At 57.7% G+C, this 17,954-nt stretch carries 8 protein-coding genes; 3 read left to right on the top strand and 5 right to left on the bottom strand.

Annotated elements, in window-relative coordinates:
- A complete protein-coding gene (hflX, locus tag HUU60_01495) occupies positions 1-1,275 on the top strand; it encodes a GTPase HflX (GenBank protein NUL81380.1) in 1,275 nt (424 codons plus the stop codon).
- Here hflX and HUU60_01490 read toward each other — a convergent pair.
- Both HUU60_01490 and HUU60_01485 read right to left on the bottom strand, forming a co-directional pair.
- Positions 1,257-2,774 (bottom strand): hypothetical protein, encoded by a 1,518-nt coding sequence (locus HUU60_01490; protein ID NUL81379.1) that lies wholly within the window; start codon positions 2,772-2,774, stop codon positions 1,257-1,259. The two genes, hflX and HUU60_01490, sit on opposite strands and share 19 nt — an antisense overlap.
- Positions 2,767-4,287, bottom strand: a complete 1,521-nt coding sequence (locus HUU60_01485; protein NUL81378.1) for an SBBP repeat-containing protein — start codon at positions 4,285-4,287, stop codon at positions 2,767-2,769. The genes HUU60_01490 and HUU60_01485 overlap by 8 nt, the downstream gene beginning before the upstream one ends.
- 296 nt (positions 4,288-4,583) lie before the next feature.
- Between HUU60_01485 and HUU60_01480 the strand changes: the two genes are divergently transcribed.
- Positions 4,584-6,647: a hypothetical protein gene (locus HUU60_01480; GenBank protein NUL81377.1), complete on the top strand. Its 2,064-nt coding sequence runs from the start codon at positions 4,584-4,586 to the stop codon at positions 6,645-6,647.
- Here the strand turns inward: HUU60_01480 and HUU60_01475 are convergent.
- Complete coding sequence (locus HUU60_01475) at positions 6,644-8,350, bottom strand: acyl-CoA dehydrogenase family protein (GenBank protein ID NUL81376.1); 1,707 nt, start codon at positions 8,348-8,350, stop codon at positions 6,644-6,646. The two genes, HUU60_01480 and HUU60_01475, sit on opposite strands and share 4 nt — an antisense overlap.
- Positions 8,351-8,411: 61 nt before the next feature.
- Here HUU60_01475 and HUU60_01470 point away from each other — a divergent pair, with 61 nt between their 5' ends.
- Positions 8,412-8,777, top strand: coding sequence for a CBS domain-containing protein (locus HUU60_01470; protein NUL81375.1), 366 nt, complete (start codon positions 8,412-8,414; stop codon positions 8,775-8,777).
- 6 nt (positions 8,778-8,783) lie between these two features.
- Here HUU60_01470 and rpoC read toward each other — a convergent pair whose 3' ends face one another.
- The gene (rpoC, locus tag HUU60_01465; GenBank protein NUL81374.1) at positions 8,784-13,634 is read right to left on the bottom strand and encodes a DNA-directed RNA polymerase subunit beta'; all 4,851 of its coding nucleotides are present in this window, start codon (positions 13,632-13,634) and stop codon (positions 8,784-8,786) included.
- A gap of 25 nt (positions 13,635-13,659) precedes the next feature.
- Entirely contained in the window at positions 13,660-17,673 is a 4,014-nt protein-coding gene (rpoB, locus tag HUU60_01460; GenBank protein NUL81373.1) for a DNA-directed RNA polymerase subunit beta, read from the bottom strand.
- Positions 17,674-17,954 lie beyond the last annotated feature (281 nt).

The following is a 17,954-nucleotide window of genomic DNA, read 5'->3' as shown; positions in this document are numbered from 1 at the left end:
ATGCCAAAGTACGAAATTGAAACGCAATCTAAAGAGCGCGTCGTGCTGGCGCTGATCAACCCCGACGCCGAATCGGACGACTACGTCGAGGAAGAGCTCCGCGCCTTGGTCGATTCGGCCGGATTGGATACGGCCGCTGTCTTTCGACAGCGCCGCCGCTCGCCCGATGTCTCGACCTTCATCGGCAAAGGCAAGGTCGAAGAGTTGGCTGGACACATCGCAGAAATCCAACCGGACGCGCTCATTGTCGATGGCGAACTAAACGCCGTCCAAGCCAAGAACCTTGAAGAGGCGCTGGACGTCAAGATCATCGACCGAACGCAACTGATCCTCGACATCTTCGCCCAGCGCGCGCACACTCGGGAGGCCGCCCTCCAGGTCGAGCTCGCTCAGCTCAAATACCTTCTTCCCCGTCTCATGGGCAAAGGCACGGCGCTCTCGCGTCTTGGCGCAGGAATCGGCACCCGCGGCCCCGGCGAGACCAAACTCGAATCGGATCGCCGTCGCATCCGCGCGCGCATCGCCCGATTAGAAGAAGACATCCAAGAAGCCGCCCATCAGCGCGATAGACAGCGCAAATCCAGGCGAGAACTCCCGTTCCCGTTCGGAGCCATCGTCGGTTATACCAACGCGGGCAAATCGACCCTCCTCAACGCTTTAACCAAGGCCGAAGTCTACGCCGACGACCGTCTCTTTGCCACGCTCCAACCCACCACGCGCAAAGTCGCCCTGCCCGGCGGCTGGTCGGCGCTGCTGAGCGATACTGTCGGCTTCCTCGACAACCTGCCCCATACCCTCATCGAAGCCTTCAAATCGACCCTCCAAGAGGCTTCAGAAGCCGACTTCCTCATCCACGTGATCGACGCCAGCAACCCCAATTGGGAGCTCCAGCGAGACGCCGTCATGGAGACGCTGGGAGAATTGGGCGTGCACGACGCTCCAACGATCACCGTCTTTAACAAGGCCGATAAGGTCAAAGATAGTTTCGCGCTTCGCCAATTGGTGGCCGAGCAGGAGAATGCCGTCGCCATCTCCGCCCGCACAGGACTTGGTCTCGACGACCTCCTCGATCGCATTATGAATACGGTCGACGCCATGCTCGTCGATGTCCATGCCCGTCTGACTTATGCCGACAGTTCGCTTGTTGACGAATGCTACGCCTATGGCTATGTCAAGAAGGCCGATTACGACGAGACCGGCATCGCCCTCACTGCCCGCGTCCTGCCAGAGATGGCCGAAAGGCTCAAGCGAGCCTCTCAGCACTCGGCGCCGTAAAAATAGAGCGCCAAGGCAAGGTCCGCATCGTCCACTATCCCGTCGCCGTTTAAGTCGCCTGTCGGACCTTCCAACCCAAAGCGTTCTAGGACGATCTCTAAGTCGAGCGAATCGGTTCGGCCGTCTCCGTTCGCGTCCGCCATGCATTGACGAAGCTTGATCAGCACAAAGTCGGCATTGGTGCGATTGGCCGCATGGCCGCCGATGTATACGCCGCCCTCTTCATCGACCACTAGGCCCTTTGTCCCATCCGAGTTGCTTCCCGGTCCGTCGTACACGAAAGTCCACTGCACTGATCCTGCAGAGCTGAATCTTGAACAGAAAATATCTCCCCAGTTCTGGTCGACAATTCCTGCGGCATAAGAACTCCCGAAAGGATCGACCGCTACATTGGTAAACCCGGCAGACCGCGTTGCATTCGGGTTCGACAATGCCTGCCAGATTGGGCGCAATTCGGAATCAAACTTGACCATCAAGCCTTGATGATACGAACTCCGGCGGCCGGTCGCGCCGCCGCAGAACACCGATCCATCGCTCACAGCGATATCCCGATAGTGGCTGACGTTCGTTTCGTGCTCAAGCAAGTGAGACATTGCGATATCACCTTGGTGGTCGAGACCAAGGACATAAGCAAGGCTCTCCATCCAACCATCACCGCCTCGAACAGTATTAGCGCCGACCAACAGCAAAGTCCCGGTCCCAAGCCATTCCCCTCTATACAAGGAGAGGTATCTTTCCCCATCCTGACGAATCGCACTAAATCTCCTTGTCCACACATGTGAGCCTGTAGACGAGTATTTCCTAATATACGAGTCGCGCCCAAGGGGTTCCAAGTTCGAGGAGACCCCGTTGGAAATTGATCCACGAACTACGATAGCGGTTCCATCTCTGTTGACAAAGACGCTTCTTGCATCCGTGCTGGGAGCAAACTCGTTTAAGAAATCTTGCCAAAGCAGTCTGCCCGAACTGTCAAGGCAGTACAGCGCAAACGAGTTGGCGCCGTCCCGATCCCGAATCTCCGCCCCGCAGACAAAAACGCGTCCATCAGACCCTACTGCCACAGACCGAGGAGTCAGGTGTTCAACGTTCACAGGATGCATTTGATGCGCCCAGACCAGGCTACCGTCGGGCGCGATCTTCAAGGTGGTTGAATACGTCGGCTGGCCGATCCCGCCCGTTTCCGCGACAACGTAAATGTATCCCTCCGCGTCGACGCACTGGTTGCTCGCCTTCAGATAATTGCGATCGTTGGGCCGATCGACCCGCTCAAACCAGACTCGACCGTCCATCCCGACCTTCACCGTGGCCGAGCCGCTTGGCGTCGGATGAATGACCGATCCTGCCATCACCAATGCGCCATCGGGAGTGCGGCTCAATGCCTGCGGGATCTGATCGCCGGCGCCGCCATAGGTGTATATCCAATCGATGCGCGGTTCGCCTTGGCCAAAGGCCAAACCCATCGCTATTGCCCACAAACAGGACAGAAAGATTCTATGCATCGTCATCGACTACGCCGTCTTGGTTCACATCGGCAATGTGGCAGTTGGCCGGGGTACCGTTCTCCCCTCTACAGGCGTAAGCATAATCCTCGCCGAAGCACCCAAGCACAGTAGATAAGTCTGTGTCGTCTACCTCGCCGCTCGCATCGATGTCGCCTTTCCATAGGCAGTACTGCACAACAAGATACTTTTCGTTCGAACCATCCTGGGGGTATCCAGCAACGTAGAACTGAAAAGGATCGGATGTAGCCACCATAACGGTCGCGGTAGAAAACTCCAATTCCGACTCGTCGCTATAGACCGAACCCCAGCGAAAGTCGCCGCATCGCGAGTACTTGAGGACGATCAGCGAACGATCGGACGAACTGCCTATGGAACCATGCCCGGCCACATAGATGTGACCATCTGAATCTACTGTGATCTGAGTCCCAATCGACTTGAGACTCCCATCGCCTGAGTCGACCTCGTAGATGCGCCACCACTGTTCTTGCACCGGATTGGGCGCGAGGCAGTACTGAACCGTTAACAAGTCCTCTTTCTCCCGACCCTCCTGCTTGACCCACCCGGAAATGTTGACGTATCCGGCAGGGTCGAGCGTCATGCTGAGCCCGGCTGCGCCGTCCCAGTCTTGATGGGTCAACTCATGGGACCAGACAACGTCGCCGTCCGGTTCATACTTGATCGTGCCGACCTTGCCCGCTATCGTCTGCGCTTCGCGGTGTCCTGTGGCATAGACGTTTCTCGAACTGTCCGTCGTAACGGCATACCCGATATCGTCCACGCTGCTCTGACTGCCCCAAAACTCGACAAATCCCTCATCGCCGTCCAACTCGTACCTAACCGTCAAATAGTCGCGATGGCCGCTGGACCCTCCTGAGACATGGGCATACCCGACCGCAGCGACGTTTCGTTCGTTGTCCACCGCCAAGGCGGTCAACTCGTCATGCCCGCTCGCAGGTCCAGAAACGATGCGCATTCCATCGGGATTGGTGCCCGAAAGCGGCCAGTCTTCCGAGAACTCCAAGTCACTACGATCAAGTTTCATTAGCAAAGCATCTTTCGTGCTATCGTCCTCGGTTACAAACCCCACGGCGTACAGAGAGTTCAGACCGTCCAGCGCGATCGCGTTCAATCCGTCTGCGCCATGTCCGTGGTGGTAACGGCGGGTGTGACTGAGCGAGTAGTCCTGGGTCTGAACGTTGTACTCGTACCGAAGCACGATAGCGTCGTCGCCATTGCTGCCAGACCCGACCGAGCGACCGCAGACATAGACGTTGTGCCCGCCATCGACGGCGATTCCTGTCCCAACATCGTTCCCATGACCGCCGTCCCAACGATGAGACCAAAGCTGACTCAGATTCTTGTCGTACTTGATCGTTACGATGTCGCTATTTGACGACCCCGGCGAGGTGCCGGTTACATAGATGTTGCCAGCCGAGTCCCTTGCGATAGCACGAGCCTGCTCGACGCCTGTCTGAGCCGCATCAAAGTATTGCGCCCCCTTATGCGGCATGGAGCCCACATTAGGCAGCTCGCAATTCTGGGAAAACGAAGAGACTACAAACCCTACAACGGCAAAAACTAGGAGCAATGGCTTAAGAGCCCCCCCCTGTTTACTGCAAACAGCGCTGAAGCGTTCATCGAACTGCCTCCCTAAGCGCGCGCTCGACCAAAAGTATATCACTGTTTGACGCTCTCTCTTGCCGAAAAGTTCCCGCATCCTACAATCGAACCCAAACCCGCGGTATAATTTGCCAAGAGGAAGCCGTTGCTTTCGAATTTGTATTGAAGGGAAAGGTCAGGTTAGATATGAAACACTTTAGCGCGGTTGTCGGCCTTGTCGTTTGTCTCATCAGCATCGCATGCTCACAGCTCGAAGCCCCTATCCGTTGGATGCGGACTGGCCACAACGAAGGCGTCTATGCCGTCGCCTATAGCCACAACGGTCAATACTTAGCATCGGGCGGCGACGACCGCACGGTCAGAATCTGGCGCACGTCGGACGGCGGCGTGCACCGCACGCTCAGCGCCGATTTTGGTTGGATCACGGGCCTCTCTTTCTCGCCCGATGGCAGCCTGTTGGCCGTTAGCGACGCCAACTTTGACGGCTTTGACTATTCGGGCGCCGTCAAGGTCTTCCGAATGTCCGACGGCGAGATGACCCAAGAGCTTCTGGGGCACATCTCCGTCGTCAGCGCGGTCGCCTTCTCGCCCAACGGTCAGCTCCTCGCCTCGGCGAGTTGGGACAATTCGGTCATCCTCTGGAATCCGCACACGGGAGCGATCGTCCGTACGCTGTCCGGCTTTGGCGACTGGGTCAATTCGGTCGTCTTCTCCACGGATGGCGAACTAGTATGCGCCGGTGGCGAGGACGGCACGATCCGGGTCTGGCGCGTCAGCAATGGCACCCAAAGATTCCTGTTTAGCGGCTTCGACGGACCCGTCCTTTCGATTTCCGTAACCAGCGACAACAAATACATTGTTGGGGCTGGCGGGACCCTCGTCCGCGCCTATATCTTAACGGATGGCGTCTTGGCCGGCTCTTTCACCCCAGCGCCTGGATTCGCGGTCGCCCAGTTAACCACCGTGCCTAACTTTGGCGGCGGCCACCGCGTTTTGACTGCCGGAGGCGACGGCTATGCAAGAATGTTGAGGCTGCCCGACGGCGCTCCCCTCAACTCGTTGCGAAACCACAACGGCGCCGTGCTCTGCATCGCCGCAACCCGCGACGCCGCCTGGTTCGCTACCGGAGGATACGACCAGCACGTTCGACACTGGTCTGTCATCGCGTTCAATGTGCAGCGCTTCTTAACGGCACACAACGGGGTGATCGATGCCGCTCGCTGGACGCCGGACAGCGCGCAAATCGTGTCCGGCGCTCGAGACGCCACGATGCGCCAATGGAACGCGGCTACTGCTAGCGAAGTCCGCTCAATCGCACCCGGCGGAGGCCGGATATTGACAGTCGAGGTTTCAAGCGACGGTCAACTCGCGGTCGCCTCGACCGAGGACACTTTGCTCCGGTTTTATCGCACCTCCAACGGCACGCTCGCCCGATCGATGCAACCCCACTTTAGTCCTACCAACTCCGTCGCGTTCTCCAACGACGGCCAGACTTTTGCCACAGGCAGCGCCGACTTCACCGTAAAGCTCTTCCGTACGAGCAACTACTCCGTTATCCGAACTCTTTCCGGCCCCTTTGGGTCCGTTCGATCGGTCGCTTTCTCGCCTGACTCGGCTTTTATCGCCGCTGGCAGCAACGACGCAATCGTCCGTGTTTGGAGAGTTAGCAATGGCGAACTCGCTTATCTGATCACCGGCCACGACGAACCGGTGCAAGCGATCGCCTATAGCCATGACGGAAGATTTCTGGCCTCGGGATCGGCCGACGGGGTGATAAAGATCTGGAACGCATCGGACGGTTCGCCCGTTCGGACGCTCTTTGGCCACCTTGGCGGCGTTACTTCCCTTGCCTTTTCTCCCAACAATCGTTGGCTTCTTTCATCCGATCGCTATCCCCAATCCCACGGCTTTAACGGCTCTGTGCGCATTTGGAGAGTGTTCGACGGCCAAGCCTCTCAGGCCTACACTAAGGAAGTCGGCGGCGGAGTAACCAGCGTCCGATGGGCGCCCAACGGTTCTCGCTTCCTCTATTCGCGTGGCGATAACACGCTCGTCGTGGCGGACAACCCGTGCGACCGCATCGCAGGCGACACCGATTGCTCTGGGTGCGTGGACGACCGCGACCTGAGTTTTGTGCTCAGCCATTTCGGCGTCGTAGAGACAGGGCATCCAGCCGACCTGAACGGCGATGGAAGCGTCAACGATTCGGACTTAGCAATCATCCTGGGCAATTTCGGCCAGGGCTGCTAAAACGGATATCCGCCTCGCGCCAGGCTCTTGTCGGCCAACGCCCGACCAATTGCGATCGAGTCTATGTTCGGCGGGTCGAAAAACGCTGGACGCAGCCCCATAGCTTGACAGGCAAAGTCGGTTCGCTCATGCGCCGCAAAGATCGCCTCGCGCGCAAAGATGAGCGCTGCCATCTCGCCAGCGTCCTTCTCCTGTAGTTTGGGCAATCGCAACGCAACACTCTCTAGCGCCAGCGCATAACACGCCAAATCCGCAATTGCGGCCGCGACCTCTTGTCGCTGCTCCTTCAGATCCTCGCCGTATTCGCGCCAAGCTTCTTTTAAGACGCTCAAACAGACCGCCTTTAGCCTGCTCGCGGCATCCAAGGCCATCTCCATGACACCGGTCGGCCAAGAGGCCTGCGAAACGCTGATCGCCGCGTCCAAGCCCAGTTCGCTCATCCGACGGATCAATCCCTGTGTAACATTGATCCGGTTGATCTCGTTTGTGCCTTCATAGATCCTCGGCACGCGGGACTCCCTAAAGATCTTGGCGATGGGAAAATCCTCCGTATAGCCATAGCCGCCATGAATCTGCATCGACTCGTCTGCGCAAAAGTGCTGAACCTCGGTGCCAAAGAACTTGACCAGAGCATTTTCCGCAGCAAACTCGCTCGCCGCTTTTCGGTAGAGCAATGTCGCGCTTGGCTGGGTTACGTCGGAATGGTGAACTTCGTGAAACGCCGCGTTCATGTCGCCGCCTATCCGATAGAGCATCGACTCTAGAGCAAATAGCCTCGCGGTCATCTGAGCGACCTTCTGTTTGACTAGGCCAAAGTCTGCGATCGGCTTCCCAAACTGATGCCGCTGCAACGCATACTGAACGCCCAACTCCAGCGCGTACTTGCCCGTGCCCAATCCGCTCGCAGCCATCTTGTAACGACCCAAATTGAGCGTGTTGAGCGCCGCGTAGTGCGCCTTGCCAGCCTCGCCCAATAGATTCTCTGCCGGCACATGCACATCCTCAAACGCAACGCGCCGCGTGCTGGAACCGTGCAGGCCGATCTTCTCTTCCTCCCGGCCCAGCGTTACTCCAGGAAAACTCCGCTCGATTAGGAAAGCCGATATTCGATCGTCCATCCGAGCAAAGACAGTGAAAAGGTCCGCAAAACCGGCGTTGGTAACCCACATTTTTTCGCCTTTGACGATGTAGCCCTTTCCATCGGGCGCGGGCACGGCGCGAGTCTTCATGCCCAGCGCGTCCGACCCGCTGCCCGGCTCGCTCAGACAAAACGACCCGCACCACTCGCCGCTGGCCAATTTAGGCAAGTAGTTGCGCTTCTGAGCATCGTTGCCTTCCATCACCAGCGGGAGAATTGCAAGACCCGCATGGGCCTGCAAGGTCAAACAGGTGGCCGGCTCTGGCCCTAGCTTCTCGACGATCAGTGCAATGGTCGGCTTAGGCAGGTCCAACCCGTTATAGACTGCAGGCACCTCGGCAGCCGTGAATCCCAACTCCCCCATCTTTCGGTCGAGCGACTTCATGAGGCCCTCTTCGGCCTTCTCGATCCGGTCGATTTGGGTCAGAAGTTCCTCGCGAACAAAATCCTCCGCCGCTTGGCCGATCATCCGTGCTTCGGCGTCAAAATCCTCAGGCGCAAAGCACTCCTCGGGTTTAGAGTCGGATATTAGAAACGCGCCTCCTTTTCGGCACGATGCGATCATGGGTTACCCTCCTATAGAAACAGCCGCTTATTTTACCTTCTTAGGTAGAATTGCCCCACCAATGAAGGTGATGGAATATATGAGCGCGCACATTGCCACAGTTCGCCCCGACGCGCCGTTGCGCGATGCGATCGACAAGATGGACCTCTACCAATTGACCGCGTTGCCGGTCGTCGACGAAGACCTTAGGGTTCTAGGCATAGTGACTGAGGCCGATGTCGCGAAGCGGTGCGAATCGCCCAACGCGCCGATATCCGAGTGCATGACGGCGCCAGCCATCTCGGTCGATGCCGACGCCGAGATTGAAGAAGCCGAACGAGCCTTTGCGCAACATCGGTTAAAGCGGGCGCCCGTTACAATGGACGGGCGCCTGGTCGGCATGATTGGCCGAATCGAGCTCTGTCAAGCCAAGCTGGGCGACCGATAGGAGGCCTTACTCGGCCAGAGGCTCTTGAGCCTCGTCAGCCTTCTTGCCTGAGCGCTTTTTGGGTTTGGGCTCTTCGGCCACAATCTCGTTGTCGTCGGCCTTTTTGGAAGCGCGCTTCTTCGGTTTTGCCGTTTCCTCTTCGACGGCGACGGCCTCCCCGCTGACTAGAGCCGTGACAGGCACATCTGCGCCCTCTTCGATCTCGGCCTTCTTAGCGGCGCGCTTCTTCGGCTTCGTCTTTTCCTCTTCGACGGCTGCCGATTCGCCATTGACTAATGCGGCAACGGTCGCCTTGCCGTCGGTATTGTCTTTCTCTGAGCCTGCGTCTTCATAGCCTAGTTGCTCTTCCAGAGTGGGGATATAGCGTTTCTCCCGCTCAACTTCCACATGACGGCGCGTTGGGAATCCTGTACCTGCAGGAATCAGACGGCCGATGATCACGTTCTCTTTCAGGCCGATCAGTTCGTCCTGCTTTCCGCGGACGGCGGCTTCGGTCAGGATGCGCGTGGTCTTTTGGAACGAAGCGGCCGAAAGGAACGACTCGGTCTGAAGCGACGCCTCGCTGATGCCCAGCAGCACCCAGTCGGCGGTCGCGGGCTTTCCAGGCTCTTCGCCGGTCATCGCGCGCAAGTTCTCATCCTCGAATATGAAGCGATCCACGTTTTGGCCGGGCAAGAAGTAAGTGCTGCCCGACTCTTTGATCTTGCGCTTCTTCAACATCTGGCGCACAATGCACTCGATGTGCCGGTCGTTGATGTCAACGCCTTGGGCCTTATAGACCGCCTGAATCTCGCGCACCAGATAGTCCTGTACGCCCCGAACGCCGCGCAATTGGAGCAATTTGTGCGGATCGAGCGGTCCAGGCGTCAACCGGTCTCCCGGTCGAACCTGATCGCCAGCCCGAACCTCTAGTTCTCCGCGCAAGGGGACTAGGACCAGATCGATAGCGTCTGCTCGATCCACGCCAGCATCGCGCAACTTAGTAACCATCTTGTCGGTAATCTCGTCGCCTTCCTTGACAAGCACGTCGCCAGTCTGGGGATGCACGATATCGTGCATCGCCATGCGGCCAGAAAGCTGCTCGCCCACTGGCAAGTTGCCGCGCAACACGATCCATCGACCGCGCTGCTGTTGCTCGATGCTCAACACCTCGCCTTCAAACTCCGCAATGATCGCCTCGCCCTTAGGCTTTCGCGATTCGAAGAGTTCTTCGACGCGCAGAATGCCGCCGATCTCGGTCTCTAGAAGTTTGACCAGTTTTTGCGTCCAGTTCTTGACGATCTTTCTCAGTTTTTCGTCCGTCTCTTTCGTCTCGGCCTCTGCGTCGTCGGCAGGAACTTCGCCCGCTTCGAGCGCCGCGGCTTCCTCGGCAAGTTTTTTCTTCGAAACGCGCTTTTTCTTGACAGGCTCCGGTGCAACCTCTACCGCGGTATCGTCCAAATCGCCTTTCAACTCCTTGATGTACCGGCGCAAGATGCTCTGCTGTTCGGAACGAAGGTCTTTCATCTCTTCGCCGGTAAACGAGAGCGCGCCGGTCGATTCGTCCGACATGATTTCGCGAAGCGCAGCGCTTCGCTGACGCTTGACATCTTTGACCGCCACAATGTCGTCGCTAGCGATGCCGCCCGTATGGAACGTCCGCATGGTCAGCTGAGTGCCCGGCTCGCCGATCGACTGCGCTGCGATGATGCCGACCGCGGTGCCTATCTCGACAGGTTTTCGCGTCGACATGTCCATTCCGTAGCATCGAGCGCAAATGCCGCGCCGCTCCGTGCAGGTCAGGGGCGACAGTACGTGCACGCCGACCAGGTCGTGCTCGACCCAGTGGAAGCCGGCGGCCTCCCACTTTGGCTTCAACGCGTCTCGTCGCGCGCGAAGCGTTTGGATGAGTTTTTCGGTAATCTCCGAAAAAGCTTCGGCCAAGACTTCCCCCGTTTCCGGATCTTTCAAGTCCTCGTCCGTAATCTCTCCAATGCGGTCGGGCAGTTGACGGATCGTCTGGGTCAGCGCCTCCATTGGCAGAATCAGCTTCTCGATCCGGGCGCAAACCTCGTCCGTCAGAATCTCGCGCTCGGCGATAATCTGATCGCCCGAATAGGGATCGAACATCGGCGCCGGAACATAGCGGCCTCGGATTCGATCCGACAACGATTCCAGATTCATGCCTTCGCGGTCGATTCGGCACACCACAATGCCTTCGGTCGCCTCGCAATCTTCGGTGCGAACGATAACGTCTTGTGCAACGTCCACCAACCGTCGGGTCAAATAGCCCGCGTCGGCTGTTCTTAGAGCTGTGTCGGCCAGGCCTTTCCGCGCGCCGTGCGTCGATACGAAGTACTCAAAGACCGACAGCCCTTCGTGAAAGTTGCTCCGAATCGGCAAGTCCTCGATCAGGTTGCCAAACGGGTCGGACATCAAGCCCCGCATGCCCGCCAATTGCGTCAACTGCTTCGTAGAGCCTCTTGCGCCCGAATCGGTGATTACGAACAACGGGTTTTCGTGCCCGATGCCCTTTAAGATCGACTTGGCGACATCCTCTGCCGCATCGCGCCAAAGCCTTAGTACTTTCTCTTTGCGCTCGTCCGTGCGCAGGACGCCCTTCTCCCAAGAATCGTTCAAGCCGCGAACCTGGAGCTCGGTGCGATGAATGATCTCGTCGCGCTCTTTGTTCGGCTCCATGTCGGTAACGCTGATCGAGATGCCGCCGCGAGACGCCCACGTGAAGCCAAGGTTCTTCAGATCGTCCAAGAACTGAACCGTCCGCGCATGGCCCACGGCGTGATAGACATCCTTGACCAAGTTCGAGATCGACTTCTTGTTCAAGGTAACCAGGTGCTTTGGATCGTTCTTCAACGGTTTCGGCAGAATATTGTTCAAGAACAACCGCCCAAGCGTCGTTTCAATGATCTTCGGCTCCGTTTCTTCGCCCGCTTCCTCTGGCTCGTCTGCGACGCGAACGGAAATCCTTTCGTGAAGGGTTATCGCATTGGCTTCGAAAGCCTGGTAGGCTTCCTCGAAGCTAGCGAACATCGGCTGGTTCTCGCGCTCGACCGGCACCTCCATGGTCAGATAGTAGTTGCCGAGCACGATGTCCTGCACGGGCGCCACGATCGGTCGTCCGTCGGCCGGCGAAAAGAGGTTGTGCGTGCTCAGCATCAGCACTCGCGCTTCGGCCTGTGCGGCATACGACAGCGGCACGTGCACCGCCATTTGGTCGCCGTCAAAGTCCGCATTGTAGGCGTGGCACACCAACGGGTGCACCTGGATCGCCTTGCCTTCCACCAGGATGGGTTCGAATGCTTGAATTCCGAGCCGGTGCAGCGTCGGCGCGCGATTGAGCAGTACAGGATGCTCCTTGATCACGGTCTCCAGCGCCGACCAAACTTCCTTATCCTGTTTGTCGATCAAGCGCTTGGCCGTCTTGATGTTCGTCGCTTGCTCGGTTTTCACCAATTGATGCATGACGAAAGGCTTGAACAGTTCGAGCGCGATCTCTTTGGGCAATCCGCACTGATGCAGTTTTAGGTGCGGACCGACCACGATCACGGAACGCCCGGAATAGTCGACTCGCTTTCCTAGCAGGTTTTTGCGGAATCGGCCTTCCTTGCCTTTGAGCATGTCTGACAGCGATTTCAATGGCCGATTGTGGCTGCCCGGCACCGGCTTGGCCTTCCGGTTGTTGTCGATCAGCGCGTCGACCGACTCTTGAAGCAATCGCTTTTCGTGGTTGACGATGCTCTCGGGCGCGCGGATTTCTACAATCCGCTTTAGTCGGTTGTTGCGGTTAATGATTCGACGATAAAGATCATTCAGATCGCTGGTTGCAAAGCGCCCGCCGTCCAACTGCACCATCGGCCGCAGTTCGGGCGGCAGTACAGGCAGAACATCGACGATCATCCAGTCGGGCGTCGTTTTGCTCAGCAGAAACGCGTCGGTGATCTCCAGCCGCTTGATCGCCCTTGCTCGTCGAGTGCCCTGGGTCGACTGAATCTCCTCTTTCAATTGGCGGCTCAATTTCTCCAGATCGATGTTGGCCAACAGTTCGCGAATGGCCGCAGCGCCGAGGCCGGCCTTTAATGTTTGGCGCAAATCTTTGTTAAGCCGTCGGCTGGCAACGTTCAGCAGGCTGTCCACGCCTCGGAAGGTCGTTTCGTCCAACAGTTGGTGGCGCGAGATTCCAGAAAGCGTCTCGAACGCCTTTTCGAGTTCCTCTATATGTCCGAATCGCTCTTTGCGCTCCAGTTCTTTACGATCTTCCGTCCTTTTGACCTGCTCGGCGATCGCCTGCTCGGTAAACTCCTCTTTATTCTCCTCGAGCGTTGCCTGAAGCTCCTGATCCAGTCGGCGGTACGTTTCTTCGATTTCTTCTCGAATCGCGTTGGCCTCTTCCTCGATCGCCCCACGAATCGCTTCCAAATCCTGCTGTATCGCCTCGCGATCCACATCGATGACGATGTAAGATGTAAAGTAGATGACCTTTTCGAGCAGTCTTGGAGAAATATCCAGCAGCAATCCCAATGGAGTCGGAACGCCCTTTAGGTACCAAAGGTGGCAGACGGGCGCGGCCAGTTCGATGTGCCCCATCCGCTCGCGCCGCACGCGGGCTCGCGTAACCTCAACGCCGCACCGCTCGCACTTGACGCCCTTAAACTTCACCTTCTTGTAGCGCCCGCAAGAGCATTCCCAATCCTTCGTCGGCCCAAAGATGCGCTCGCAGAACAGACCGTCGCGCTCGGGCTTGAACGTTCGATAGTTGATCGTCTCCGGCTTCTTGACCTCGCCGTGCGACCACGACTTGATGTCTATGGGCGACGCGATGCCGATACGAAGCGCTTTGATCGCAGTTATATCTGCCACTCTATCCCTCCAGGAACGATAAAGGCTAGTTGGACCCCAACAGTCCGCTCATCTTTGGGCGAAAATCGCCATCGTCGTCCAAGTCTTCCAAGGTCTTCAGTTCGACGTCTCGACCGCGTTCGTCCACAACGCCGACTTTGAGCGCCAGCGCGCGAAGCTCGTTCACCAGAATCTTGAACGACTCGGGCACGGAAGGCTGGATGACCGGATGACCCTTGATGATCGCCTCGTAGGTCTTGATTCGGCCGGTTACATCGTCCGATTTGATCGTCAGCATCTCTTGAAGCGTGTGCGCCGCGCCGTAGGCTTCCAGCGCCCAGACTTCCATCTCTCCAAATCGCTGACCACCGAACTGAGCCTTGCCGCCCAACGGTTGTTGAGTCACGAGCGAGTAGGGCCCGATCGAACGAGCGTGAATCTTCTCTTCGGCCAGGTGCTCTAATTTCAGAACATAGAGATAGCCGGCCGAGATCGGATTGTCGAACTCATCGCCGGTCTTCCCGTCGCGCAAGGTTACTTTGCCCGTCTTGGGATCGATTCCGGTGCGATGCTCGACCATCGCTCTCAGTCTCTCCAACACCGTGTCCGCGCTGCAATTGCCCTTCTTGTCTCGTTCGGCAACGATTTTGTCGCCAATTCGATTCAGATCGCCAGGTCCCAGTTTCTTCAAGATTTCGAGTGCCGCATCGCAAACGTCGCTGTAAGTAGACCGATAGCGAGAGGCTATTCTAAACCGCTCGTCGACGCTCTCCTCGGCGTCGGCTCCCAACTCTTGCGAAAACAGTTGGATGAAGTTGTCGCGCTGGAGCCGGTCCGCCATCAGGCGAAGCTCGTCTAAAATCTCTTCTTCGGTCGAGCCCTGGAACGGCTGAGTCTGGAACCGGACGCCCAGTTTCTTCGCCACCAGCCCTAAATGCAGCTCCAACACCTGTCCGATGTTCATGCGGGATGGCACGCCCAACGGATTCAACACAATATCGATCGGCGTGCCGTCCATCATAAAGGGCATGTCGGCTTGGGGCATGATCTTCGAGATGACGCCCTTGTTGCCGTGGCGTCCGGCCATCTTATCGCCTTCGGTCAGCGGCCGCCTAGTAGCCACGTGCGCGCGAACCAGATGGTTGACTCCGGCCGTCAGTTCATCGGGTTGCAACTGTTCCAAATCGCCGCGACAGCGCGGACATTCCATTATGTCGGGTTTCTTGCTGGCAAAGTGAATGCCGCCGCAACGCTTGCACTCGTACTTAAATCGCGCAAATTGCACGACTCGGATGACGTATCCGTGCTCGCCGTGCGGCAAGCGCAGCGAGACGTCGCGCATCTCTTCGGCCTTCTTTCCAAAGATCGCGACGATCAAGCGCTGCTCGGCAGAGCTCTCCGTCTGGCCCTTTGGCGCTATTTTGCCGACCAGAATGTCGTCTGGATTCACCTCGGCGCCGATGCGGATGATCCCGCCTTCGTCCAGATTGCGCCGCGCCTCTTCCGCAATGTTGGGGATGTCCGACGTGATTTCTTCGGGCCCCAATTGCGTATCGGTCGCTTCTGTTTGATAGCGCTCCAAGTGAATCGATGTATAGACGTCTTCGTGCAACAATCGCTCGGAGACGAGAATCGCATCCTCGTAGTTGTATCCGCCCCAAGGCACGAACGCCACCAGCACGTTCTTGCCCAGCGCCAGCTCCCCGCGCTCGGTGGTCGGACCATCGGCGATCGGCTGGCCTGCCAAGACGCGCTGACCAAGCTCGACGGTGGGCACGAATGTAAAGCAGGTGCCTTTGTTCGACTGGTGCATGTGCGGCAGCGCGTAGACAGTCTCGCCGCCCTCTTGGTTCGTCATGCGAATCTCGGTCGCCGAGACATAGGAAACGACGCCCGCCTCTCGCGCTACGATCACGCTCGGAGCATCCAGCGCGGCCTTGCGCTCTACGCCCGTATGCACCAGGGGCGCATCCGAAACGATCAGAGGCAATCCTTGCCGCTGCATGTTGGCGCCCATCAGCGCTCGGTTAGCGTCGTCGTTCTCGACAAACGGAATCATGCAGGTCGATACTGAGAAAATCTGAGCGGGCGCGACATCCATGTATTGCACCTTGTCCCGATGCACGGTGGGGTAGGTGCCCGCGTGTCGCACTTGCACAAACTCTTCGGAGAACTTGCCGTCCGCATCGACCGGCGCATCGGCCGGAGCCACGTGCAACAGATCGTCGTCCGCCGCCGAAAGATAGTCGATCTGGTCGGTAACCTTGCCGTTAACGATCCTCCTATAAGGAGAGCGAACGAAACCATACTCGTCAACCGTGCCATACAGGGTCAATTGGTTGATCAGTCCAATGTTTGGCCCTTCCGGCGTTTCGATGGGACAAATCCGACCATAGTGCGAGCGGTGCACGTCGCGCACTTCCAGTTTGGCCGACTGGCGGGTCAATCCTCCAGGGCCCAGCGCCGACAACTTGCGCTTGTTCGAAAGCTCTGCCAACGGATTGGTCTGGTCCATAAAGGTCGAAAGTTGGCTGGTGGTAAAGAAGGATTTGATCGCCGCGCTGATCGGCTTGACGCTCAAAATCACGCTCGGCAGAACTTGCTCCGGGTCGGGCGCCGTGGTCATTCGCTCGCGAGCGACCTTTTCCATGCGGCCGAATCCGGTACGAAGGTGGCTCTGAAGCAACTCGCCGACCGAGCGCACGCGCTTGTTGGCTAGATGGTCGATATCGTCCTCTTTCTTCTGCTGAGTGTCGTCCTCGGCCTGCTTCTGGCTTTCGTGAAGTTCGATCATGTACAGGAAGGTGGCGATCAAATCGGACACGGTTATGCATTTGGTGTTAGCCGGCGCCTCTAAGTCCAACTTGCGATTCAACTGATAACGACCGACTTTGGCCAACGAGTAGCGGCGAGGGTCCAAGAGCAGAGAGAAAAAGACGTTTCGAGCATTCTCCTCGACCGCCGGATCGCCCGGGCGCACGCGACGATAAAAGTCCATGATCGCTTCTCGCGTGCTGGGCGTCGGGTCGGCCTCCAGCGTCGATTCGACAAACTTGGGCAACGAAAGCACTTCGACCTGTTCGAGACTCAGCTTCAGAATGTCGTCCGCGGCCTTTTTCTCGATCTTTTGGTGGCGTTTGACGATCGGTTTGTCCGGTTTGTTCGGATCAACAATGTCGGCGACGGCCCGCCTGCCGATCAGATCGTCGCGGGTAGGGCTCATCAGCGTGACTTTCTCGCCAAGCAGATCGACCAGAACGTCGTTGTTGATGGTCGGGCGCCCCTGATTGTCCATGGCGTAAGGCAGATCGACCAGCGCCCTGATCGATCGCTGCTGCTCGCTGAGCCCTGCCAAAAAGTCGGGGGCGATGGTCGTGCCGGCCTTGAGCAAGAGCTCGCCGGTGTCCGGATCGACTATGTCTTCAACCGCAATGCGGCTCGCGGCACGGTTCAGAGGGAGTTTGACGGGCACGCGCGCCTCGTCGAATCCGGCAAACGCCTTGATCAACTGAGTGATCGGAATCTTCTTGGACTGATGGATCTGTCCGCGAATCACATTGTGCTGGTCGCTCTCGATCTCCAACCACGGACCCTCTGCCGGAATAATGCGCGAGGAAACCAAAATCTGCATCGTAAAGTCGACATCGGTGGAGAAATAAACGCCCGGCGAGCGAGTAATCTGGCTGACGATCACGCGCTCTCGACCGTTGATGATGAAAGTGCCGCCGTCGGTCATCAGGGGCAATTCGCCCAGATAAATCTCGGTCTCCATGACGTCGCGATCCTTCGCGTATAGCCGCACCTTGGCGCGCATGGGCGCCTCGAAAGTCATGTCGCGCTCGCGACACTCGGCCACAGAATATTTGGGTTCGCCCAGGGTGAACTCGCCAAACTCGATCGAGTAGTTGCGAGTCATGTCGTAGATCGGCGAGTAGTTAACGAAAAGTTCTTTGAGGCCCTCTTCGAGAAACCAACGATAGGAGTTGAGCTGAATCTCAATCAGATGCGGCGGTGCGAGAATGGTTTCGACACGCTTCTTGCTGTGCCGGATAATTCGCATAGTTCCCTCCGGGCGGTATGAGTCGATTACTATACCCCGCCAAGGGCATGCAAGTCAAGGGGGGACGCCAAAACTTTTCGGCGCCGCTGATACAACGGTTTAGTTCGTGTGCGCTGTCCTCGTCCTCTTCACGTTCCTCCTATGTCCAATGAGCGATATATTCGACCTCGACCTTCAAGATTCCTTCTTCGGGGCTCGAAGGGCCGTAACTTTACCAGGTTTGATCCGTCTTTCCTTCAGCGACCGGTCGCCATTCTCTATAAAGGGGTGGCATCAAGATG

This window comes from Armatimonadota bacterium (genome assembly GCA_013359125.1).
Lineage (GTDB): Bacteria > Armatimonadota > Fimbriimonadia > Fimbriimonadales > GBS-DC > JABWCR01.
Note: the sequence above shows the minus strand (reverse complement) of the source record. Positions and strands in the feature narration are given on the sequence as shown.